This is a genomic window from Polyangium jinanense (assembly GCF_028435365.1).
Map to the genome: position 1 here is coordinate 37626 of NZ_JAGTJJ010000062.1, position 22031 is coordinate 59656.

General features: G+C 68.8%; 18 protein-coding genes and 1 pseudogene. 12 read left to right on the plus strand and 7 right to left on the minus strand.

Going from position 1 to position 22031, the window contains the following annotated elements:
* Positions 1 to 14 precede the first annotated feature (14 nt).
* Complete coding sequence (locus KEG57_RS46445; protein ID WP_272423656.1) at positions 15 to 1130, minus strand: 1-aminocyclopropane-1-carboxylate deaminase/D-cysteine desulfhydrase; 1116 nt, start codon at positions 1128 to 1130, stop codon at positions 15 to 17.
* Positions 1131 to 1247: 117 nt separating this feature from the next.
* On the opposite strand from KEG57_RS46445, the gene serC reads away from it, so the two are divergent.
* The 5 genes from serC (at position 1248) to KEG57_RS46470 (ending at position 7742) form a co-directional block, all read left to right on the plus strand.
* Positions 1248 to 2336 carry a 3-phosphoserine/phosphohydroxythreonine transaminase gene (serC, locus tag KEG57_RS46450; RefSeq protein WP_272423657.1) on the plus strand — a complete coding sequence of 363 codons (1089 nt, stop codon included), beginning with the start codon at positions 1248 to 1250 and terminating at the stop codon, positions 2334 to 2336.
* Positions 2337 to 2508: 172 nt separating this feature from the next.
* On the plus strand, positions 2509 to 3945 hold the full coding sequence (locus KEG57_RS46455; protein WP_272423658.1) for a serine/threonine-protein kinase: 1437 nt from the start codon (positions 2509 to 2511) through the stop codon (positions 3943 to 3945).
* A gap of 52 nt (positions 3946 to 3997) precedes the next feature.
* Positions 3998 to 5050, plus strand: a complete 1053-nt coding sequence (locus tag KEG57_RS46460) for a tetratricopeptide repeat protein (protein WP_272423659.1) — start codon at positions 3998 to 4000, stop codon at positions 5048 to 5050.
* 1302 nt (positions 5051 to 6352) lie between these two features.
* On the plus strand, positions 6353 to 6838 hold the full coding sequence (locus KEG57_RS56480; RefSeq protein ID WP_272423660.1) for a KGG domain-containing protein: 486 nt from the start codon (positions 6353 to 6355) through the stop codon (positions 6836 to 6838).
* Positions 6839 to 6998: 160 nt separating this feature from the next.
* Positions 6999 to 7742: an MBL fold metallo-hydrolase gene (locus KEG57_RS46470; protein ID WP_272423661.1), complete on the plus strand. Its 744-nt coding sequence runs from the start codon at positions 6999 to 7001 to the stop codon at positions 7740 to 7742.
* Here KEG57_RS46470 and KEG57_RS46475 read toward each other — a convergent pair whose 3' ends face one another.
* From KEG57_RS46475 to KEG57_RS46495, 5 genes are all read right to left on the minus strand, one after another.
* Positions 7743 to 10208, minus strand: a complete 2466-nt coding sequence (locus KEG57_RS46475; RefSeq protein ID WP_272423662.1) for a M1 family metallopeptidase — start codon at positions 10206 to 10208, stop codon at positions 7743 to 7745. It abuts the gene before it with no gap.
* A gap of 31 nt (positions 10209 to 10239) precedes the next feature.
* Entirely contained in the window at positions 10240 to 11175 is a 936-nt protein-coding gene (locus tag KEG57_RS46480; protein ID WP_272423663.1) for a fatty acid desaturase family protein, read from the minus strand.
* Between the two features lie 158 nt (positions 11176 to 11333).
* Complete coding sequence (locus KEG57_RS46485; protein WP_272423664.1) at positions 11334 to 11624, minus strand: type II toxin-antitoxin system RelE/ParE family toxin; 291 nt, start codon at positions 11622 to 11624, stop codon at positions 11334 to 11336.
* Positions 11621 to 11851, minus strand: a complete 231-nt coding sequence (locus KEG57_RS46490) for an addiction module protein (protein ID WP_272423665.1) — start codon at positions 11849 to 11851, stop codon at positions 11621 to 11623. Before KEG57_RS46490 ends, KEG57_RS46485 begins: the two co-directional genes overlap by 4 nt.
* Before the next feature lie 70 nt (positions 11852 to 11921).
* Positions 11922 to 13256, minus strand: coding sequence for a M18 family aminopeptidase (locus KEG57_RS46495; RefSeq protein ID WP_272423666.1), 1335 nt, complete (start codon positions 13254 to 13256; stop codon positions 11922 to 11924).
* A 241-nt stretch (positions 13257 to 13497) separates the two neighbouring features.
* Here KEG57_RS46495 and KEG57_RS46500 point away from each other — a divergent pair, with 241 nt between their 5' ends.
* Positions 13498 to 15435 carry a neutral/alkaline non-lysosomal ceramidase N-terminal domain-containing protein gene (locus KEG57_RS46500; protein WP_272459701.1) on the plus strand — a complete coding sequence of 646 codons (1938 nt, stop codon included), beginning with the start codon at positions 13498 to 13500 and terminating at the stop codon, positions 15433 to 15435.
* A gap of 176 nt (positions 15436 to 15611) precedes the next feature.
* Here the strand turns inward: KEG57_RS46500 and KEG57_RS46505 are convergent, their stop codons facing one another.
* Positions 15612 to 17159 (minus strand): flavin monoamine oxidase family protein, encoded by a 1548-nt coding sequence (locus KEG57_RS46505; protein ID WP_272459702.1) that lies wholly within the window; start codon positions 17157 to 17159, stop codon positions 15612 to 15614.
* A gap of 168 nt (positions 17160 to 17327) precedes the next feature.
* On the opposite strand from KEG57_RS46505, the gene KEG57_RS46510 reads away from it, so the two are divergent.
* The 6 genes and pseudogenes from KEG57_RS46510 to KEG57_RS46535 all read left to right on the plus strand — a co-directional run.
* Positions 17328 to 18767, plus strand: coding sequence for a ferritin-like domain-containing protein (locus tag KEG57_RS46510; RefSeq protein WP_272459703.1), 1440 nt, complete (start codon positions 17328 to 17330; stop codon positions 18765 to 18767).
* A gap of 103 nt (positions 18768 to 18870) precedes the next feature.
* A complete protein-coding gene (locus KEG57_RS46515; protein WP_272459704.1) occupies positions 18871 to 19374 on the plus strand; it encodes a ClpX C4-type zinc finger protein in 504 nt (167 codons plus the stop codon).
* A 49-nt stretch (positions 19375 to 19423) separates the two neighbouring features.
* Positions 19424 to 19741, plus strand: a complete 318-nt coding sequence (locus KEG57_RS46520) for a hypothetical protein (protein ID WP_272459705.1) — start codon at positions 19424 to 19426, stop codon at positions 19739 to 19741.
* Positions 19738 to 20379 carry a hypothetical protein gene (locus tag KEG57_RS46525; protein ID WP_272459706.1) on the plus strand — a complete coding sequence of 214 codons (642 nt, stop codon included), beginning with the start codon at positions 19738 to 19740 and terminating at the stop codon, positions 20377 to 20379. Before KEG57_RS46520 ends, KEG57_RS46525 begins: the two co-directional genes overlap by 4 nt.
* Complete coding sequence (locus tag KEG57_RS46530; RefSeq protein ID WP_272459707.1) at positions 20328 to 21035, plus strand: hypothetical protein; 708 nt, start codon at positions 20328 to 20330, stop codon at positions 21033 to 21035. The genes KEG57_RS46525 and KEG57_RS46530 overlap by 52 nt, the downstream gene beginning before the upstream one ends.
* A gap of 243 nt (positions 21036 to 21278) precedes the next feature.
* A pseudogene (locus KEG57_RS46535) lies at positions 21279 to 22031 on the plus strand (M13 family metallopeptidase); the annotation flags it as partial.

Below are 22031 nucleotides of genomic sequence, written 5' to 3' on the forward strand. Positions count from 1 at the left end.
AGACCGTTCGTCGCCTAGATCGGCACGTCCCCTTCGAAAAACCGATGAAAGGCCGGAGGCAACGCCTCCGGCCCGATCGAAGGCTCGGGCCACGTGGCCGAGAGCGTGTTCCACAGCAAAATCGTCTTGCCCGGATGGGCCACGCACGCGCGGCGCAGGCCCACGAGCGCCTTGCCGCTGTACGTGATCTCGCCCGGCACGCCGAGCAGGCGCGTCACCTCGGGCGCGGCCTCGAGCGCCTCGGGCGTCGGGTGCCCGTACCCGCGCCCCGCGACGCCGTGATCGACCTCGAAACGCGGCGCCGGCAGGTTCCGCCGGAGCACACGGGATCCCGCGTGACGCGCGAGCTTCTGCGCCGTGGCCTCGACGAGCAGCCGCAGCGTCACGCGGTTGCAAGCGAAGCGCTCGGTGATCCGCGCGGCGATCACTGTCGTCGACCACCCGAGCAGCATCATCCCCAGCGAGAGCGCGGCCACCGTGCCGCCGCTCCCCGCGGGCAGGACGATCAGATCCGGCCGCGGCATCTCGCCCCGCTCGACCTGATCGGCGAGCTCGAACGCGGCCCCGATGTAACCGAGGTTCGCCATCGGCCCCGACGCTCCCGGCGGCACGAAGTACGCCTTGCGCGCCCGCGCGAGCTCCTTCGCGGTGAGGATCGTCGTGCGGGCGTAGCCGCCGCCGTGGATCAAGCGCCCGCCGGCGGAAGCTTGGAGCAGCAACGATCGGCGCGCGAACGAGGTGATGGGCTGATCGAAGAGCACGCTCGTCACCTCGAAGCCGAGCGCGCGGCCGAACAGGATCGTCGCGGTCACCTGCGTCGAGGCGAGGCCGCCGACGGTGAGGATTTCACGCGCGCCGCGCGCCTTCGCGTCGGCCAGGATGTGCTCGAAGCGCCGGACCTTGTTGCCGCCGTAGAGCGGCGACGCGAGGTCGTCGCGCTTCATCCAGACGTCATCGCGCCCGAGGTAGCCGGCGATCGCCGTGCAGCGCTCGACCGGCGTGGGACCGGGCAGGAGCGGAAGCCACGGCACCTCGCGGGCGAGGACGGGGAACTCGGCGAAGAGGCGTGGCTCGCGCGGACCTTCCGTGCGCGCGCCCGGGGCCGTCCCGACTGCCGCATCGTCTTTCATCGCCGGCTCGAGTAGAGCACCACGCGCGCGGCTCCGCCAGGAGGCGCCCTCGTGCTATAGGGTCGCGCCACGAGACGCGCCGCCTTCCGCGCGGCTCGAGCAGAGGAGACCCGACCGATGGCTCGCGTGCACAACTTCAACGCCGGACCTGCCGCGCTCCCCCTCGCCGCGCTCGAGCGCGCCCAGCGCGAGCTTCTCGATTTCGAGGGCACGGGCATGTCGATCATCGAGCACAGCCACCGCGGCAAGGCGTTCGAGGGCGTGCACGACGAGGCCCTCTCGCTCTTCCGCGAGCTGCTCTCGATCCCCGACGACTACCACGTGCTCTTCCTCCAGGGCGGCGCGAGCCACCAGTTCGCCATGGTGCCGCTGAACCTCCTGCCCCCGGAAAAAAGCGCGGATTACGTCCTCACGGGCGGCTGGTCGGAGAAGGCGTACGAGGAGGCGGGGCGGATCGGCACGGTTCGCGTGGCCGCGACGACGGCCGAGGGCAAGCGGTTCGCCCGGATCCCGCGGCAGAGCGAGCTCTCGCTCGATCCGAACGCGGCGTACGTGCACATCACCACGAACAACACGCTCTTCGGCACGCAGTGGCACGACGTCCCGGACACCGGCGACGTCCCGCTCGTCGCGGACATGTCGAGCGATTTCCTTTGGCGTCCCATCGATGTCCGTCGGTACGCGCTCATTTACGCCGGCGCGCAGAAAAACATCGGGCCCTCGGGCGTCACGGTCGTCGTCGCACGCAAGGACCTCGTCGAGCGCAGCCGCAAGGACATCCCCAAGATCTTCCAGTACCGGACGCACGCCGAGAACAACTCGCTCTACAACACGCCGCCGACCTTCGCGATCTACCTCGTGCGCAACGTCCTCGCGATCGCCAAGGAGCAGGGCGGTTTGCCCGAGATCGAGCGGAAAAACCGGGCGAAGGCGGCCCTGCTCTACGGCACGCTCGACGAGCTCTCGGGGTTTTACAAGGCCCCGGTCGAGCGCGAGAGCCGCAGCGTGATGAACGTCGTCTTCCGGCTCCCCACCGAGGACCTCGAGAAGCGGTTCGTCGCCGAGGCGGCGAAACAAGGCATGGTGGGCCTCGCCGGCCATCGCGTCACCGGCGGCATCCGGGTCTCGCTCTACAACGCCGTAGAGCTCGCCTCCGTCGAAGTGCTCGTTCGCTTCATGAAGGACTTCGCGAAGCAATCGGGCTGACGGTGAAGTGGATTGCAGATGGCCCCGATTCCAAGATCAGCCCATCGAAACGCGCGTTTGGGCATGCGCGATCGTGACGGTCGCCTGACGGTCACATACGCGGGGTCATCGTACTTTTCCGCACGCACGATCCTTCCAAGCTCGGTGCGACTTGGAGTAAGCTGAGACGAGCATGAGTAGCTTGGGCCCCGGAACCGTGATTGCCGGGAAATATCGCCTGATCGATCTCCTCGGAAAAGGAGCGATGGGCGAAGTGTGGCGCGCGGAGCACGTGACGCTCGGCGCGCCCGTCGCCATCAAGCTCATCGACGTCGATCTCCTCGGATCGAGCGGCGCGAACGAGAACAGCGAGATCGTGCAGCGCTTCTTCCGCGAGGCGAAGGCCGCCGCGGCGCTGCGCACGCCGCACGTCGTGCAGATCCAGGACCACGGCTACGACGGGCCCCTGCCGTACATCGCGATGGAGATGCTCGAGGGCGAGACGCTCGAGCAGCGCATCGAGCGTCTGCGGGTGCTGCCGCCGCTGATGACCACCACGATCATCACGCACATCGGGCGCGCCGTGGGCAAGGCGCACGAGGCCGGCATCGTCCACCGCGATCTCAAGCCGAGCAACGTCTTCCTCGTGCGCAACGACGAGGACGAGATCGCGAAGGTCCTCGACTTCGGCATCGCCAAGGCCATCGGCGGCGGCGTGCTCGGCAGCCAGGGCGGCGTCGCCACACGCACCGGCTCGGTTGTTGGAACGCCCTGCTACATGAGCCCCGAACAGGCGCTCGGGAACAAGACGATCGATCAGCGCGCCGATCTCTGGGCGCTCGGCGTGATCGCCTACGAGTGCGTGACGGGCGTGCGTCCCTTCGACAGCGAGGCGCTCGGCGATCTCATCGTGCAGATCTGCGCGCGCCCCTTGCCCGTGCCCTCCGCGGTCGCGCCCGTCCCCGATGGCTTCGACGCGTGGTTCGCCAAGGCCTGCGCACGCGAGCCGAACGAGCGTTTCCAGACCGCGAAGGAGCTCGCCGAGTCGCTGCGCTGGATCCTCTGCCCGGACCAGTCGGGCATCTGGAAGCTCGGCCAGACGCACCCCTCGCTGCCGAACATCGTGATGCCGCAGCAAGCGCGCATCTCGAGCCCCGGCCCCGAGCCCTCGGCGTTCGCCAAGACGCGCGCGCCCGACCCGACGACGATGACCCATCGCGGCCTCGTCTCGGCCGTCGCAGAGGCGCAGCCCACGCAAAAGAAGATGCGCCCCGCCGTGATCGTGGCCGCGCTCGCGGCCATGGTGATCGGCGCCGCGACGGCGGTCGTGCTGCTCTCGACGAGCGGCCCGCGCGCGACGACGGAGGCGACGACCCCTTCGGCGTCGCCGCCCTCCGCGTCTCCTGCTGCCGAGCCGCCGAAGGAGACGGTCGCCGCGCCGACGACGGCTTCGGTCGCGCCCACGCCCGAGACGCCTCCCACGAGCGAGCCTGCCGCGGGGACCACGGACACCCCACCCACGGCGAGCGCTGCGCCGACGTCGACCACGCGCGTCCCGATCAACAAGGGCGGGACGACGACCAAGAAAACGGGTACGACGAACAAGAAGAAGCCCGACTGGGGGATCTGACGGACGCGGGCGCACCCGCTCGCGTACGGCTCCAAGGAGCGTGAGGAATACGATGCGGTTGTCGAAGGGGATCGGCCTGCTGCTCGTGAGCGCAGTTCTTTGCGCCTCGCCCGCGTGGGCGCAGCCGATCAACGATCAAGTGCGTATCGCCGCCCGCGCGCTCGCGGACGAGGGCTTCGCGCTTTACGATCAAGGCAAGTACGCCGACGCGCTCGACAAGTTCGAACGGGCCGATGCGCTCGTCAACGCGCCCACCGTAAAACTCCTCGCGGCGCGCACGCTGGAGAAGCTCGGGCGCCTCGTCGAGGCCGCGGAGAAATACCGCTCCATCACGATCCTGCAGCTCGACGACAAGGCCCCCGAAGCATTCCGCGACGCGCAGGAGACGGCCGCCAAGGAGCTCGCCGCGCTCACGCCGCGCATCCCCACGATCGAGCTCACCGTGCAAGGCGCCGGCGCGGAGCTCGCGACCGTCATGCTCGACGGCAAGGTTTTTCCGCGCGCGCTCATCGGCGTGAAGACGCCGCTGAACCCCGGCGTGCATCGCGTCGAGGCCGATACGCCGGCGTCCGCGGCCGTGCTCGACCTCAAGGTCGACGAGAAACAAGCCGCCCGCGCCGTGCTCGAGCTCAAGCCGAAGAGCGGCGCCGAGCCCAGCGGCGGCGACGTCGTCCCGCCCCCCGGCGGCGGCGAAGGCACGACCAAGAAGCCGCCCGGCGCCACGCAGCGGATCATCGGCTACGTCAGCCTCGGCGTCGGCGGCGCGGCCACGATCGCCGGCATCGGGGCCTTGATCAGCGCCTACTCCACGCGCAGCGACATGGAGGACTTCTGCGAGCGGCGGGTCAACGGCAGCGACCCCTGCACGAACAAGAGCGAGACGAACGACACCCCCGTCTCCCCTCGCTCCTACGTCAACTACCGCGACAGCATCGACACGAAGGCCACGCTCTCGACCGCCATGTTCGTCGTGGGCGGCGTCGGCCTCACGGCCGGGGTCGTCCTCCTCTTGACGGCCCCCAAGGCCAAGCCCGCTTCGCCCACCAAGGCGAGCGTCGAGCCCTGGGTCGGCATCGGCAGCGTCGGCCTGCGCGGCACCTTCTGACCTCGCCCGAAAGCTCGCGGTGAGGCCCGCTCGGCCGGCTGACGAAAACGTCAGAACGAGCGGGGGCTGGGCACATGTTCACCATCGATGGGACGAACGATCCCGCCGATGGAGATAAGCCCCGACGAACGCTTGATGCTCGAAGCGCTCGCCCGGGCCCCGACCGGGAAGGACACGCACGAACACAGGCGGGCGCCGCGTGCGAAGATCGTGCTCGCTTGCGCCGAGGGCCATGACGTCGCGTACGTCGCGACGCACGTCGGCGTCGGTCCCGACGCACCCTGGCCAGGGCCAGCGGGCTCAGCCGCTCCACCGTGGACCGCGTCCTCGGCCGCTTCTGCGTCGCCCTGGGCCCCGAGGCCTCCCACGGCCCACGCTGGCCGCCTGCGCGCTCTTCCGGCCCCGGGGGGCGCTGCGCGGCCGGCGCCTGCTCCCGGGACCGACATCGGCGCAGCGGGGTCCACATCGAACCACGGGCCGACGAGCAGGAAAGCGCCGTCCTGGGGGGCCTCTGCGCGCCGCCGACGGAGGGATCGCATCCGCGAGGAACAGCCCTCGACGTCCGGCGGTGCCCCGCGGATATCCACACCCTCGCTCTGGCCCACAGAGCTTCGTCGACACCCGCTCGGGTGGGTAAGGCCCTCGCCTTACTCCACATCGCCGAAAAACCCGGCACCCACGGCGCAATGCGGGGCGGGTTTGGCGTATCGGGCTTGATCTGCCGCGAAAAACCTCATGGCCGAGCGCGGCCGCTGAAGGCCTGCTTTCGCAAGCCGATGAGCGGGCTCGTGCATCGAAGATGGCCGTCGCGTTCGCTCGATTGAAGGAGCCGTCCATCGCGGCGAAGCCGCGTGGTCCCTTCTTTGATTGGCGAGCGTATGCGCCGGAGGGGTGTGCACCTCCTTGCCCGCACGCCATCGTGCGCTCGCTCGGGTAAGGACGGGACAGACCTTTCCATGAGGCGCCGAGATCGCCCGCTCGCCCGGCGGAAGCAACCGGGCGAGCGAGCGGTTGAGCGTGTAGCAGCATCGAGAATGAGGCTCTGCCAAACCCGATGAAGTCGTCTGTCCGGCCCGATTGCATCATGCTCGAGCTCCGCCGTTCGTCGGAGCAAACCACGAGCGTGCGCTCGATCCGGGCCGGCGTGCACGAGATCGCTCGCTCCGCGACCATTTCTCATTGCAGCAGGCACACGCGCTACCGAGCGCAGCTTGACGTCATTTCGCGCGGCCCAACAGCAATCCGCGAAGCAACACGGCGCCCGGCTGGAGCATCGAGCGGGGCGTCACCAAGGAGGGGCAAATGATCGAGAAGGACCAGCACGAGACCGCGAGGAACAGCGGCGAGGCCGAGGACACGAAGCAGGCGGAGACGTCGCAGGATCGCGCTGAGCAATTGGCTTCGGCCGAGCACGAGGGGCCGCCTTCTTCGAGCGACCTCGGTCCGACGACCGAGCGCAAGCCTCCCTCGCAGCGCGGCTTCGCAGCCATGGAGCGCGACAAGCAGCGCGCCATCGCGAGCAAGGGCGGCAAGGCGGCGCACGAGAAGGGCACGGCGCACGAATTCACGCCCGACGAGGCGCGCCAGGCCGGCAAGAAAGGCGGCGAGGTCGTCAGCCAGAACCGCAAACACATGGCCGAGATCGGCCGCAAGGGCGGCGAGCGCGTGAGCCAGGACCGCGAGCACATGGCGCAGATCGGCCGCAAAGGCGGCGAGGCCGTGTCGAGCGATCGGGCCCACATGGCTCAGATTGGGCGCAAGGGTGGTGAGGCGCGCGGCACCCATTGATCGCAATCGCTCGCTGGGGGAGCGGCGTCCGTCGCTCCCCTCGCGCGGGGCCGTGGCAGACTGCTGGCTCGGCTCGCCGTGATGGGGCACCATCGGGGCGCGCCATGGCCATGTCTCCGCGGAACACCCAGGGAACGACGCCGCACGGCGGGAGGCCTTCGTGAGCTCGCTCGTCGTGCGCGTCGTCGGCGTGGGGGATGCGTTCACCACGCGTTATTTCAATGCCTGTTTCCTCGTCGAGGCAGGATCCACCCGGATCCTCGTCGACGCGCCTCCCGCGCTCGGACGGGCGCTCGGGGATCTCGGCGCGCGCGGCGGACCGCCGATCGGGCTCGACGACGTCGATCGCGTGATCATCACGCACCTGCACGGCGATCACGTGGGGGGGCTCGAGCAGCTCCTCTTTTATCGGCGGTTCGTGACGGGGAAACGCGCCCAGCTGCACGCGGCCCCCGAGGTGCTCGCGGGGCTCTGGGAAACGCGCCTCAAGGGCGGGATGGATACGCTCATGGCGCCTGACGGGACGCGCTCGTCGCTCACACTGGACGATTACGCGGACGTGGTGCCGCTCGGCGCCGGGACGAACCACATCGGCGATCTCGACCTCGAATGGAGGCCGACGATTCACCACATCCCCACATCGGCGCTGCGGTTTTCCGCGGGCGGGGCACGGTTCGGCTACAGCGCCGACACGGCGTTTGATCCCACGCTGATCGACTGGCTCGCCGAGGCCGATCTTTTCTTCCACGAGACGAACCTCGGCGTCCATACGCCGCTCGCTTCGCTCGTGGGGCTGCCCGAGGACGTGAAGCGCCGCATGCGGCTCATTCATTACCCCGATTTTCACGACCCGGAGCACTCGCCCATCGCCTGCACGCGCGAGGGCGAGCGCTTCGAGATCTGATCAGAGGCACGTTTCCGGCTTGCTCAGGATCGCCCGCGCCGGCTCCGAAAGGGGCGCGTTCGCGAGGCCTCCGAGGAAGGCCTTCGTCGCCGCGGGATCGTCCGCGAGCAGCCGCACCCCGATGCAGATCGCCCGCGCGTGCGCCGGTCGCGTCACTTCGTCGTGGAGAATGTCGCCGAGTTCGTCCACGAACGCGCCGAGGCCCGCGCCCGTGTTGAAGACCGCCCACGAGGCGCCATTCATCGCCGAGGGCAAGGTCTCCGAGGTCCGCGTCGCGCGGAGCAGGTCGAGGTAAAACGTGACCCACGCCTCCGAGGTCACGTCGCGCGCGCGCCGCGCCAGGTGATCCAGGGCGATGCGCCGCGCCCGGAGCGAGGGCGCTTTCGAGGCGACCACGCCGAACGTGGCGAGCTCGCGATCGTCGGGGAGCTGAAAGGCGCCGAGGTACTGAAGCCGCGAGAGGGGCACGTCCTCGGCCACGAGGCCGGCTTCGAGCTTGGGCCATTCCACGCTGAAGAGCGCGTCCGGCGGCACGACGTCACCACAAGCGCCGAGGCCCGCGCCGATCCACCCGAGCCCGAACGACGGCGGGCCGGGTTCGAGCAGCGGCGCGAGGGCCGCCGCCCAGGCCTCTTGCTCGGCCGCGTCCGCGGAGCTCGACGCGAGCCCACAAGCGAGCTGCAAGGCGAGCGCCTTCGCCCCGTCCGCGTCGAGCTCGCCGAGAAGCCCGGTGATCTCGGCCGGCGTGATCATCGCCGCGCTCGACGTGCCGGCCACCCGGAGCGCATTCATCTGCGCCGCCCCGCCGAGCCCTGCGAGCACGGTTTTTCCGTTCGCCGTGAGCGGCACGCGCGCCGCGAGCCATGCCGCCGTGTGCGCCTCGTCCCCCGCGACCTCGAACTCCGGGTGCACGTCGCCCGGATCCACGACGAGCAGGACCTCGGTCCCCGCGGCCGGAATCACGGCCCGCGCGCCGCCGAGCAGCGACACCTCCTCGGCCGACCCATCCGCGCCGTACCAGCGCACCACGAGCGGCGCGACGACCGCCCCGTCGGGATCGTCGAGCACGAGGGCAAACGCGGCGTTTGGCTCGGCGTGCAACTCGATCCGCGGCATGGCCGTCGCGTCGAGCGCGCGCCGCACCCGCGCCGTCGCCTCCGGCCCGAGGGCCTCTGCGAACGCGTTGATGAATGCATCGGTCCCGATCGTGCCGAACCTGTGCGCGTCGAGGATCTTCCGCAGCGTCTCGAAATACGCGGCCTCCCCCACCACGCTCCGGATCTGCGTGTGCAGCCAGGCCGCGCGATCGTACGGGCCGGACGTGTATTTGTCGGCCGGCGCGAGGGCCTTGTTGCGGATGGGCACCCCGTCCTCCGCGAAGAATTGATCCCCGTGCAGCGTCCCCTCCCCGCTCGCGTCCGTGAAGGCGCGCCCGGCCTCGTATTCGAGCTGGTTTGCCATGCCTTCCTTGATCCAGATGTCGTCCCAGGTCTCGAGGGTGACGAGGTCGCCGAACCATTGATGGGCGAGCTCGTGCGCGGCGAGGTAAAAATCGCCGTAGAGCGCAGGCTCCGTGCTGCTCGTCTCGCGCTGGAACGAGATACCCGCGTTTTCCATGCCGCCCCCGGGGAACGAAGGCAAAAGAACGAGGGCATATCGCTCGAAGGGATAAGGCCCGATCAGCGGCTCGAAACGATCGATCATGCCGGCGAGGGCCTTCGCCATTTGAGCGTGGCTGCCCGGGAGCTCGCGGCGATGCCAGACCTCGACGGGCAATCCGGTCTCCGTATGCGATTTGGCCACCTCGAACTGGCTCACGGCGAACGCCATTTGATAGGTCGGCAGCGTCCAGCCGGACTCGTATTGCACGCGGTGCGAGCCCGGCCCCTCCTCGGCGTCGAGCACGAGCCGCCCATTGGCGATGAGTTGCTCCTGGGCCGGGATCTTCAGGGAGACGGAGAACGTCGCGCGATCGCTCGGATCGTCGGTGCAAGGCATCCACCACGACGTGCCGAGTGGCTCGGAGTCCGTGAAGAGGGCGCGGGAGATGACGGGATCGCCGCGCCGCGTGGCAATGGCATAGAGGTTGTCGCTCGTGCCGGCCTCGTAATCGATCTCGATCTCGATGGTTTGTCCCTTCGTCGCCTTGGGCGCGTCTTCCAGCGAGATCGCGAGCACGCCGCGCGGGACGTCGACCTCGTAGTCGGGATCCTCCACGCCGGTGATGCGCACGGCTTTCACGGTGACGTGGCTGTCGAGCGCGATCGCGGGCGTATCCTCGGTGAGCGTGAGCGTCACGGACACGGTCGCGGCGAGCTTGCGCGTGGTCCAATCGAACGCGCCTTCGAGCGCGTATCGTTCGACGTCGTAGCCGCGCGTGGCGTCCTCGAGCGGGGAGCTACCGCAGCCGGTGGTCAGGAATGGGAGGGAGAGGGCCGAAAGGAAAGCGAGGCGAAGAGGGCGCATGTCATCATGCTACCCAGGCGGGCTCGGAACGCTACATGGCGATCGCGCCCAGGTCGTGCCGGACCTCGCGGGGCGGCGGAATCCACTCCTCGTCGGGGCCCTCGGCGGGGATCTCGACGGGCTTTCCATCGTACATGCGGCGCTTGGCGGGCCAGACGAAGGTGCGGAAGAGATACACGAGCATCGAAGGCTGATCGAGCTCCGGATGGATGAACGGCGCGACGCGCTTCGCGTGCTCCGCGGGCAGGAGGCTCCAGTGCAGGCCCGGCTCCATGTGGTGGATCGTGTGGTAGCCGTTGTTGTAGGCCAGGAAATTGACGAACTTGCCGAGGAAGTTCCGCGAATGGTTGTATTCGCTGTTCTGATCGCAGCCGTCGTGCTGGAGGTAATTGATCGTGATGATGCCCCAGGCCGCATACTGGTGGGGCAGGAGCACGTACAGCAGGAATTTCTTCCAATCGAGCACGAGGAGGACCCCCATCGTGCCGAGGAAGACCGTCGCCTCGAGGATCATCTGCCGGAACCAGGGCGGGTTCTGGCGGTACATCGCCTTGAAGTACCGCATGTCGGCGAAGAAGACGTCCTTGCCCACGGTCGGCATGAAGAGCAGGCCGTTCAGGAGGTTCGAGCGATAACGCACCTTCGTCGTGCGCATCACGTCACGCCGCGTCTGCGTGTGCTTGTGATGGCTCAGGTTGTGGCCAGGAACGAAGGCGCTGACGGGGTGGCCGTAGGTCAAGGTGAGCACGACCTGAAAGGCCCGGTTCGCCCAGCGCTGCTTGAACACGGGGCAATGCACGGTGTTGTGCGTCGCCACGGCGCCAAGGAACGAGAACACGCACGTCACGGCGACGAGCGGAATCGCGATCCAGAGCGCGCTCGGCGCAGTCACCCACTGCACGGCCACGAGCGCGAAGTAGATCGCCACGAAGCACAACGTCCGAATGTCGGCTCGGTAACGAAGCATGGAAAGTCACCCGCCGGGAAGCTCAGCCCACGTGTGTCGAAAGTTCGACACTCTCTAGCGCATTTTCGACCGTCCAGGGCGTTGAAAATGCGGGCTGGCCCTCACCGGGCCACGAGGCTCCGGGAAGTCCGGGTCCTGCGGGGGGTGGGTGCGCCCCCTCAGCGGCTCTTCCAGGTGTCCGGGTGACGGTGCAGGTGCATCACCGCGATGATCTCGATCCGGTCCCGGACCTCGCGGTAAAGGATTCCGTAGGGGAACCGTCGCGTCTGAGAGCGTCGCACGCGCTCGGAGAGCTTGGGCCAGGCCGTAGGCATCTCGCAGATGCGCCGGAGGGCCGCCTCGACCTCGTCGAGGAACTCCTCGCCCAGGCCCTCGGCTCGACCCTCGTAGAACGCCACGGCCCCCCGCAGCTCCTTGCGGGCCGCGGGGTGGAAGAAAAACCGCTTCACCGAGGACGCGCGCGAAGCTCGCGAAGCACGTCGGCCCCGTCGAGGAGTTCCACCTCGCCGGCGTCAATCTGACGGCAACGCTCCTCCGCTACCTTCGCCCACATCTGCTCGAGCGCTTCGCTCTCCGACTGGCTCAGGCTCTCCAGGATGCAACGAACCAGCACGGTCCGGGAAGGGACCGGCAAGGAGAGGATCTCGTCGGCGAGCCGTTGCAGTTCGGGCGGCATGCGGGTGCTCCTTGGGAGGAACTCTAGCAGGAAGGTCCGAGCAGCGCGAGATGGGTTCGTCGCGGGAGGGTCACCCCCGCAAAAACCGCCGGTACGTCTCGACGGCCCAGTGCACGTCGAGGGTCCCGCACATCTCGCGGCACGAATGCATGCTGAGCATCGGGGCGCCGACGTCGACCGTGGGGATGCCGAGCGCCGCGGCCGTGATGGGACCGATCGTGCTGCCGCAGGGCAAGTCCGTGCGGATCACGAACTTCTGCGCCGGATAGCCGACGTCGCGGCAGATCTCCTCGAACACCGCCGCGGTGCCGCCGTCCGTCGCGTAGGACTGATTGACGTTCGATTTGATGACGAGGCCCTTGTTCAGCATGGGCTGGTGCTGCGGCTCGTGCTGGTCGGCGTAATTCGGGTGGAGCGCGTGCGACATGTCCGCGCTGACCAGGAACGAGCGCGCGAGCGCCCGCTGCAAGCCTTGCGGCTCGCGGTGCGGATAGGCCTCGAGGATCCGCGCGATCGTGTCCTTGAGGACCGTGCCTGCGGCGCCCGCGGCGCTGCGGCTGCCGCATTCCTCGTGGTCGTAGAGCACGATCATGCGGGTCGAGGGGGCGCGACCGGACTCGGCGGCGAGCGCGGCCGTCGACGCGTGACAGCTCGCCAGGTTGTCGAGGCGCGCGGCCAGGACGAACTCCTGCGCGAGGCCGGCGATCGTGGCCTTGGCCGTGTCGTAGAGGCAGAGATCGTAGCCCAGGATGGCGTCGGGCCGCTCGTCGAGCTCGCGGGCCACGAGGGTGCGCACGTCGGGCGCGGCGCCGAGGCCGACGACCGGGACCAGGTGCTTCTGCTCGTTCAGGACGAGCCCTTCCTTGTTGACCGAGCGATTGAGGTGGATCGCGAGGTTCGGCACGCGGGCCACGGCGCGGCCGAGGTCGATGAGGCGCGCTGCGGGCCGCTCGCCTTTGCGCTGGCAGAAGACGCGGCCCGCGATGGAGAGGTCGCGATCGAGCCAGGTCGAGAGGAGCACGCCGCCGTAGACCTCGACGCCGAGCTCCTGGTAGCCGGAGCGCGCGAGGTCGGCGTTTGGTTTGACGCGGAGGTTCGGCGAGTCGGTGTGGGCGCCGAGGAGGCGGAAGCCCGCGAGCGCGGGGTGCTCGTCGCCGACAACGAAGGCGACGATCGTACCGGCGCGAAGGAAATAGCGGCGATCGCCGGGCTGGAGCTGCCAGGCATCGTGCTCGGAGAGCGCGGAGAACCCATGCGCGGAGAGCCGGCGCGCGGCCTCTTCGGCGGCGTGGTAGGGGCTCGGGGAATGATCGAGGAAGGCGCAGAGATCACGGGCGGCGGCGAGGCCCTGGGCGCGGAGGTCGCCCTCGCTGGCTTGCTGAAGGAGGGTGTCGGTCGTGGTCATGGGCGGGGGCGATGGTAGCAGGCGAAAGCGGAGGTGAAAGCGAAAGCAGGCGCAGGCGCGGGCCTGCAGGACGGTGCGGGCGCGGGCCTGCACCCGGGGCGCGGGCGCGCGGCGCGGCCAGGGAATCCCGCGGGAAAACGTCCTTGCCGCGCACTGGTACGGCCCGTGTAATGGGCGGTGCGCGAAGCGCGAGGCCCCGGCGTGGGGGCTGCGCGTCGAAAACGTGAGGAGAGTCGAGATCATGCTCGAGGTGGGTTTCGCGCGCGCGGACATCACGACCTGGGAGCCCGGGACTTGTGCGCTCGGCTGGGGCCAGGAGACGAATTTCATCGAGGGAATCGGCACGCGCCTTTACGTGCGCGCCATGGTGGTGCGTGGCCCCGCGGGCACGCTGGCCTACGCTTGCGCCGATCTCTGCTTCGTCAGCACGGCCGTATGGAATGCGGTGATCGAGCGGCTCGCCGCGATGCCTTCGCGGGGGCTCGGTCCGCACGACGTCGTGCTCACGGCGACGCATACCCACAGCGGGCCGGGCGGTTTTTCCCATCACGTCACGTACAATGGGTCGAGCCTCGGGTTTTGCCCGACCGTGTTCGAGACGATCGTCCGAGGGTTCGTCGAAGCCATTCTCGGCGCCGACGACGCGCGCCGGCCCGCGACGTTGCGCGTCGGCGAGGCGCATGTGCCGTACGACGAGCCCGTCGCGTTCAATCGGTCGATCGAGGCGTACAACCGGAACCGCGACGTGGGGCGGGTCGACGGCGCGCGAACGGAGCTCGGGACGCGTCGATTGTCGGTGACGCTGCGGGCCGACGATACCGAGGGGCGAACGCTCGGCATCTTGAACTGGTTCGGCGTGCACGGGACGAGCGTGCACGCGGACGCGCGCATCCTGCACGGCGACAACAAGGGGCTCGCGGCGCTCCGGTTCGAGGCGCAGGCGCGGCGGGATCGGGCGTTCGCGCCGGGATTCGTGGCGATCTTCGCGCAGGAAGCGGCCGGCGACGTGAGCCCGAACGGCCACGTCGACGAGGAGCGCGGCGTGCTTCGCGGGACGAGCGAGGATGACCTCGAGAGCGCGGCGCAGAATGCGGTCATTCAAGTGCGATATGCGCGACAGGCCTTCGAGGCGGCGCGGGGCGAGGCGGCGCTCGAAGGGCCGATCGGCGGGCATGTGCGGCGGATCGATTTCGCGGACGCGGCGGTCTCGCCGGAGCATGCGGACGGATTCGTCGGGCAGAGGACACGAAAAGCGGTGCTCGGGCTCGGGGCGACGGCCGGGACCGCGGAGGGTCCGGGCCCGGCGCGACCGGTCGAAAGCATTCTCCGAGCGTTCACGCGGGCGCGGGCGGAGTTCGGACGCATGCTCGGGCGGGAGGTCGATCCCAAGCTCCCATTCCTGGAAGTCGGCCGAGGCGTGGAGGGCCAGTTCCTCGGGCTCGTGCCCACGCGGGCAGGTTTCCCGCTGGTCGCGCCGCGCGTGCCGACGGTGGCCTTCGTGGAGGCCGCGGATCGCGCGGGCGAAATGGGATCACTTCCGTGGGTGCCCGAGGTCTTGCCCCTGCAGATCGCGCGGATCGGCTCGCTCGTGCTCGTGGCCCTGCCCTGCGAGCCGACGACGGTGGCCGGCGAGCGAATCCGCCGTACCGTGGCCGAAGCGCTTGCATTCGCAGGAGTCTCGCGCATCGTCATCGCGCCGTATGCGAATGGATACGCCGGCTACGTGACGACGCGGGAAGAGTACGAGGCGCAGCATTACGAGGGCGCAAGCACGCTCTTCGGCCCATGGACACTCGCAGCCTATCAAACCGCCCTCGCGGATCTCGCCACGGCGGGTCTCCGCGAGGGGCTCGCAAAGGTGGAGGGGCCAGAGCTCGCCCTCGCAAGCCAGGAGACACTCGTCCGGCAGAGAATCGCGGGCCGCGAAGGCGTGAGCGCGCGGTCCCGCGGCGTAGCGCCGGGGTTTCACCCCGGACCCGTCTGGTTAACGATGGGGCTACGCTCGGCAAGCCGAGCTACGCCCCAAACCCCGGGGCTGTCCGCCCCTGGACCTGGACCAGCGCAAGCGCTGGACCCGGGGTCGATGAACTGCGCATCGCGCAGTTCATCGAACAGGCCGAGTCAAGACCGGCGAGCGACCCTGCCAACCAAGAGAGCGGCGCTGGCGTCGACAGCGTGAACCCGACCTCCATGGTCTTGCCACCGGCCTGTGGGAAGAACTGCGCATCGCGCAGTTCTTCCCCCTGAGGTCCAGGGCTTGCCCTGGTTCGGGTCGAGGGGCGAACAGCCCCCGCGGGGCCCGGGGCAGCGCCCCGGCGCAACGGCCTCCAGATGAGACCAACTCCGAACGCTGGCTCAGAGCCCAAAACGGCGTAAAAATCGGTGACCGGACAGCAGCAGGTCGCCGCCTTCGTCGAGCACGGCGGCGCGTTTTTCGTGGGGCTCGGGGCCGGGCGGAAGCGCGGGGAGTTCGCCGGGCATGCCGGCCCTGCGCCAGGCGATCTGGGCTGCGACGTGCGCCGCGCTCGCGAGCGCGCCCTCGACGTAGCCGGGGAACGACGTGCTGTATTCGGCCGCGGCGAAAAAGAGGCGTCGATGCGGGAATTCGGGCTTGCCGAAGGCCTCGCCGACCTGCGAGAGGACGCCCGGTGCGAACGAGGTATTCGGGCCGCCGCCGACGTACGGATGGTCTCGCCAATCGTAGACCTCGAGACGAATCGGATCTTTTGCGCGGGGATCGCCGGTGAGCTCGACGAGGGCCTCGGCGACGGCGGCGCGGCGCGCTTCGAGGGAAGGGCCGGCGCGATCGAGCAGGCGATCCGACACGAAGACCGAGAGCGAAGGCGACCCGCCTGGCTGCGTCGTGTCGAGCCCCCATTCGATGCCGTCGGCGCCTGGGCCGGCGGTCATGCCCATCAGCGGCGCGGCGGGATCGTCGCGCCAGAAGGCGTGGCGGTAGACGGCAATGGCCTTCGACGCGTGCCCGGTCTTCTGCGCGTGGAGCCGTTTTCGTGTCGGCGAAAGCTCGGGCTCGTAGCGAATGCGGTCTGCGATGGCCGGCGTGACGGCCACGATCGCGCACTCGGCCGACACGGTGTTGCCATCGGCGAGGGCAAGCTCGACGTGATCGGGATGGCTGTGGTCGATGGCGACGACGGGCGTTTCGAGCCGGATCTCGGCCTGGATCTCCTTTGCATGAAGATCGAGCAGGCCTCCCAGGCCGCAGAGCACCGAGAACTCCTGCGGACCGCCCGTGAAATCGTTGGCCGTTAGCAGAAACCCGCCGTTCGCTCGGTTGTACCAGAGCCAATACAAGAGAGAAATGTCCTTCGCGTGCACGGAGAGGATGTCGAGGACGCCGAGCCCCCACATCTCGCGAATCCAGGCGGGCCCATCCTGGGCGTCGATGAAGCTCTGCGCCGATTGCGCGTCGAGCTCCGCGGCGCCCGGCGTATTCCACGGCGCGCGCACGTCGATGACGTCTTCCAGGGCGTGATACCGCGCGAGCGAGCCGAACATCGCCAGCATGTCGGAGGGTGGGATCTTGCGGGAGAGGCCCTGGATCTCGAGGAAGCTCGTGCTCTTCGTGGTGATGCGCCACGAACCCTCGACGAACGTGCGAAAGCCGGGGTCGGGGCCATAAAGCGGCGGATGCTCGTAGACGAGCCCGGGCGCTATGCGCCGCGCGAGGGCGTGGATGCGGCGCTGCTTTTTGCCGAAGTAATGCGCGCCGAAGTCGAGGGCGCACCCCGGGGCGATCTCGACGGACCGGGCGCGGCCGCCGAGGCGATCGGAGGCTTCGAGGAGGAGGATACGCGCGCCGGGATCGGTCAGCGCAATACGGTAGGCTGCGTGGACGCCGGTCCATCCGCCGCCGACGATGGCGATGTCGTAGTCGGGCATGGGGCGCGCGAAGGTCGCACGAAGGAAGCGGCTTCGTGAAGGGGGAAGCAGGAAGCAGACTGGAAATCACAGAAAGAAAACCACGAACGAGCATGCCCGCGGCATGCGTGTTGCCATGGAGTCGGTCGAGCCGTTCGCCGTGTGCACGCGCGGGCTCGGGAGATCCTCATGGCCCATCGATTCCTGCGTGAATGCAACCCGGATCCCGGTGAATCCGTGGAGTCATGGCTCGGGCGCATCTTCGAGCGCGCCCAGCGCGCCGCCCTCCTGACCGGGCTCCTCGCCCAGGGCTGCACGACCGAGCCGACGCAGGCGCTCGCGGAGCCTCGGGATACGGACGCCGTCGATGAGACGGAAAGCGCGCAGGTGGTTAGCGGGGTGCCTTGCGCGCCCGGCGCAGAGCTGCCCATCTCGGCACGCGGCCTCTCGCCCGCACGGCGCTTCGATTACCTCGCCATCCGCACGAGCCACGGCATCCAGGCCTCGGAGGAGGGCCCGGAGCGCTGGACGCTCTCCACCTTCGACGTCGTCAGCGAGGTGGGCACCGCCTGCGCGACGGCCACGACCCGCGAATGCCACCAGAAGATCCGCATGCACCCGGAGCCCTTCCGGCCGACGAGCTGCTTGCAGCTCTGCAACGAGACGTCGGTCGTGACCACGGCAGGCAACGAGGTGCGACGCTGGGTCGGTGTCCCGGAGATCCTTTCGCTCCTCGGCCCGATCGACACGCCCGACGAGGCGCTGCTGCTCGTGGAGTCGATGGGATACGACCTCACGTGCGACAATGCCGAGCGCACCACCGTGCGCGCGACGCAGGACGGCTTCCTCGTGACGGCCACGAAGATCACGAGGGACTGCGCGCCGATCATCACCACACGATTCACGTTCCGTATCTGGCGAAGCGGCGAGACCCAGACGGTCCGCACCGAGGAAATCAGTCGGGAATCGGCGTGCATCGGGCGGGTCCCGGCCGGGCTCACGAGCGCGCCCGCGGACGAGGGGCGGTCTCCGCTCGGGGATTTCCTCGCGCGCGCCGCGCACCTGGAGGCGGCGAGCGTGATCGCCTTCGAGCGGCTCGCGACGGAGCTCTCCGCCCTCGGCGCGCCGGTGTCGCTCGTGCAAGAGGCGCGGAGAGCGGCCAACGACGAGGTCCGGCACGCGGAGGTGGTCTCGGCCCTCGGGCGGGCGCGCGGCGGCACGCCGGTGCCGCCGTGCGTGGAGGAGCTGCCGCTCCGCGCGCTCTTTGCGCTCGCCCTGGAGAATGCGGTGGAGGGCTGCGTGCGCGAGACGTTCGGGGCGCTCGTGGGGGCCCATCAGGCGCGGCGCGCGGCGGACGCCGAGCTCGCGGCGGCAATGCGGGACATCGCGGCCGACGAGGCGCGGCACGCGGCCCTGTCGTGGAAGGTCCACGTCTGGGCAATGGAACAGCTCGGGCCGGAGGAGCGGGCGCACATCGAGCAGGCGCAGGCCGACGCGTTTTCGCGCCTCGCGGCGTCGACGACGCGCGCCCCGGCGCCCGAGGTGGCGCGCGCGGCGGGTTTGCCGGGGCCTGCCGAGGCGGCATGTCTGCTCGACGTGCTTCGGCAGGGCATCCTGGCGGAGGCGTAGGCGGGGGGTTTCGGGGCGAGCCTTTGCCTCGGGGCTCTGCCGAGGCAAAGGCTCGCGCTCATTGAATGCCCCCGCGCCGGCGCCGCTGACGAGGAGGCAGTGAATGTCGCTCCCTGAGGAAATTGCGATAACCGAGGAAGTGGTGCAGGCCGCACGAGATGCCGCCGTGGAGCATCTGCAGCGCGCCAAGGAGGACCTGCACCTCGAGAGCGCGGCCGGATCCCGCTACGAGGACTTTCTGAACGCGACCCTTCGGACCGCAGAATCGACGCTTGCCCATTGTCAAAAAATCATGACCATGCCCGGAATTCACGATCATGAACGCACGCCCATCGTGCAAGGCATCACGGGAGGCGTGCGAGAGTCCGTTCGAGCGATGTACGTCGTGATGGCCCTCGTCGAGCATCTGGCCGGACCCGAAGGCGCGTGCCATGCGCGGCAAGGCGAAATCGCGCGGACGGACGCACTCCGAACATGTTCGTTCTGCGGGAGAAGCGAGGCACAAGCGAAGCTCGCTGCCGGGCCCGCTGTGAACATCTGTGAAACCTGCGCGCGCCTGGTCTGCGGAGTGCTGGGGCTTCGGCTGCTCGACACCGAGCCGAGATGAAGGGTTCGTCTTGACCGGCCACAACGTGGAGGTGTACTCTTTCGCCCCTATGCACAGCCCTCCCGATTGGGGTTATGAGTTCAACCCCGCGATCCTTCTCGGCCTCGTCGAACGGACCATTCTCGCGCAAGTGAACGGCCGTGAGTTCCGGCTCGTGATGCTCATGGACGAGCGCGGCGCGCGGCCCCTCGTATTGATGCAGACCAAAGACGGCGCCTGCGTCTGGGCCCTCCCGGCGGTCGTGCCCGAGGGCGCCTTTGCGGTCCCGATCTCGGCCAGGGCGGTCGAGGCGCTTCGCGCGGGTGCCACGTCCGGGCTCGCGCTCCGCGTGGATGATCGGGGCCTCGCATTTGCCGACGTTCCGTGACGGGTCCGCACGTCGCCGTCTACGTCGTCTCGATCCTCGCACTACTCGCGGCCCTGTCGCGGGCGCAGGGTGATCGCGAGTTTTGGCCCCTGGTTTGGCTTGCGGTTCTCGGCAACGTAGGGAGCGCGATCGCCGACGTCGCGCCCCTCATCAAAAACAATGCGCCGGTTCCTTACGTTGGAGCGCCTCTCTGGGCCTGGCGAGTCGAGCACGCGGCTTGGCTCGCCTGGTTCGTCTCCGTTCCCGCCTGCGCAGATGCCCTTCGCGGCGTCTCTCGCCACCGCATCCATGTCGGCGTATGGCTCGCGCTCGTTGCCCTCGTCTGCGGCGGGTATCCCCTGATTCGTGGAGAACGGCTCCGGCTCCTTTATTCTGTCATTCAGGTCGCCATTGCGCTCTACGTGGGGCTGTCCGTGTACCTCGCCAAGCGCGGCGGGGTCGAGCGGACACCGGCGCGGGTGATCGGTTTTGCTTTTCTGGCGGGTGAGATCACCTTGCCCGTCGTGGTGTACGCCCGGATCGGCCCGTGGAACTACACGGAGGCCGTCCGGTTCGTGCAATTCTTTTTCATGCTGGTGGGGTGTTTATGGGTGCGTCGTTATCGCTCATTGTCGGATTTGCCGTCACGGTCCTCGTAACCGGAGCTGCCTTCCTGCTCCTCGCGCGCGACAAGATGCGCGCAGATCACCAGTGGTACATCGAGGCGCACGGCGCGTCGCCAGGACTCTTCACGTTGTTCATGGTCGTCCTGTTCGGTCGCTCCGCCCCCGCCGCCGCGGAGCCCCGGGACGAAGTCGCCGTCGCCGCGATGGCAGCTCCACAGGAGAGCCGGGAGGAGGCTGCGCCGGAGGACGAGACGCCCACCTCGTCCGAGGACTATCAAGACAAGCGGGACCCGCTCGAAATCGGCGGCGATTACATCGGCATGGGCGCCCTCTTTCTGATCAAGGCCGCGGCGCAGCATGAAGCGCAGGAGGTCATGGCCGAGGTGTACAAGGACGAGCCCTATGACGTCCGCGAGCGACACGCCATCGCCCTGTCGACGGCCGGGCGCATTTCGTTACGTGCGGCCTTCCTCCTGCGGGTATTCGGCGAACGCTGCGAGAAGGTCGCTCGCGCGTTCCAGGAGAAGGGGGCCTCGCCGAGCCGTGATCAGGAGGCGTGGTGGCCGGATGTGGATGCGCTCGTCGAGCTTTCGGAGCGCGAGCATCGGAAGGCCACCGCTCCGCGAGAGCAAGCGCCGCTGCGGCTTGTCGAGCTACCCGACGAACCGGAGAATGATGGGGGCGCGTGACGGGGGCGGTGTAGGTGTCCATCGCGGCGTCCTCGTGACAATCGACGTCAATAAACTTCGGCGGGGTGCGCCGTCGGCTCGCGTGCGCCTCCCCGGCGCTTCCGCCCCCCGAGCGCCGCGCGCCCCCCGACCCGTCACGACGGCCTACGGCGAAGACATACAAGATTTCGGCCGAGAGGCAGCATCGACGGCGAGGACACAATTTTGGTTACAGCTCTGGTTTTTGCCCTACAATCTACAAACATGACAGGGTTGAGATATTTCGTACTGACCGTTCTCGCGGCAGCGGCGGCCGCCTGTGACGCCAGCCGCCCCGCGGTGGCCACCCCCGCGTCGCCCCGCCCGAGCCCCACCCCGGTGACGGCGCCAACCCCCCCTGAAAAGCACGTCACGCTCGGCGACGTCGGCCTCGACCCGACCGCGCTCGATCGCACCGCCGACCCTTGCCAAGACTTCTATCAATACGCCTGCGGCGGCTGGCTTGCCAAGAACGAGATACCCGCCGACCGCACCCGCGTGGGTCGCAATATCGAGATCGTCGAACGAAACCAGAACGCACTCAGAAGCATTCTCGAGAGCGCTTCGTCGCAGTCGACCGGCGACCCGGCGCTCCAGGCCGTCGGCACCTTCTACGGCACGTGCGTCGACGAAGCGGCGCTCGAGGCCGCCGGCACCAAGGGCATCGACCCCCTTGTAAAGAAAGTGCGCGCGGTGCGTGACCTGCCTTCGCTCGTCGCCGCCGTCGCCGAGCTGCACCGACACGGCATCTTTTCGATCTTCGTCATCGGCAGCGAGCAAGACGCGAAGGACGCGACGCGCGTCATCGCCCGCCTCGACCAAGGCGGCCTCGGGTTGCCCGACCGCGACGACTACCTGAACAACGACGCGCGGTCGAAAGAGATTCGAACGCACTATCTCGACCACGTCGGTCGCATGATGCAGCTTGCCGGCAAGAAGCCCGCCGATGCAAAGAAGGCCGCCGACGACGTGATGGCA

Excerpts from the sequence above, each read along its gene's own strand:
- KEG57_RS46475 (WP_272423662.1), bottom strand. The coding sequence starts at position 10,208 with ATGCGCCCTCTTCGCCTCGCTTTCCTTTCGGCCCTCTCCCTCCCATTC.
- KEG57_RS46515 (WP_272459704.1), top strand. The coding sequence starts at position 18,871 with ATGTCGCTCCCTGAGGAAATTGCGATAACCGAGGAAGTGGTGCAGGCC.
- KEG57_RS46460 (WP_272423659.1), top strand. The coding sequence starts at position 3,998 with ATGCGGTTGTCGAAGGGGATCGGCCTGCTGCTCGTGAGCGCAGTTCTT.
- KEG57_RS46510 (WP_272459703.1), top strand. The coding sequence starts at position 17,328 with ATGGCCCATCGATTCCTGCGTGAATGCAACCCGGATCCCGGTGAATCC.
- KEG57_RS46490 (WP_272423665.1), bottom strand. The coding sequence starts at position 11,851 with ATGCCGCCCGAACTGCAACGGCTCGCCGACGAGATCCTCTCCTTGCCG.
- serC (WP_272423657.1), top strand. The coding sequence starts at position 1,248 with ATGGCTCGCGTGCACAACTTCAACGCCGGACCTGCCGCGCTCCCCCTC.
- KEG57_RS46480 (WP_272423663.1), bottom strand. The coding sequence starts at position 11,175 with ATGCTTCGTTACCGAGCCGACATTCGGACGTTGTGCTTCGTGGCGATC.
- KEG57_RS56480 (WP_272423660.1), top strand. The coding sequence starts at position 6,353 with ATGATCGAGAAGGACCAGCACGAGACCGCGAGGAACAGCGGCGAGGCC.
- KEG57_RS46530 (WP_272459707.1), top strand. The coding sequence starts at position 20,328 with ATGGGTGCGTCGTTATCGCTCATTGTCGGATTTGCCGTCACGGTCCTC.
- KEG57_RS46445 (WP_272423656.1), bottom strand. The coding sequence starts at position 1,130 with ATGAAAGACGATGCGGCAGTCGGGACGGCCCCGGGCGCGCGCACGGAA.
- KEG57_RS46520 (WP_272459705.1), top strand. The coding sequence starts at position 19,424 with ATGCACAGCCCTCCCGATTGGGGTTATGAGTTCAACCCCGCGATCCTT.
- KEG57_RS46500 (WP_272459701.1), top strand. The coding sequence starts at position 13,498 with ATGCTCGAGGTGGGTTTCGCGCGCGCGGACATCACGACCTGGGAGCCC.
- KEG57_RS46505 (WP_272459702.1), bottom strand. The coding sequence starts at position 17,159 with ATGCCCGACTACGACATCGCCATCGTCGGCGGCGGATGGACCGGCGTC.
- KEG57_RS46455 (WP_272423658.1), top strand. The coding sequence starts at position 2,509 with ATGAGTAGCTTGGGCCCCGGAACCGTGATTGCCGGGAAATATCGCCTG.
- KEG57_RS46495 (WP_272423666.1), bottom strand. The coding sequence starts at position 13,256 with ATGACCACGACCGACACCCTCCTTCAGCAAGCCAGCGAGGGCGACCTC.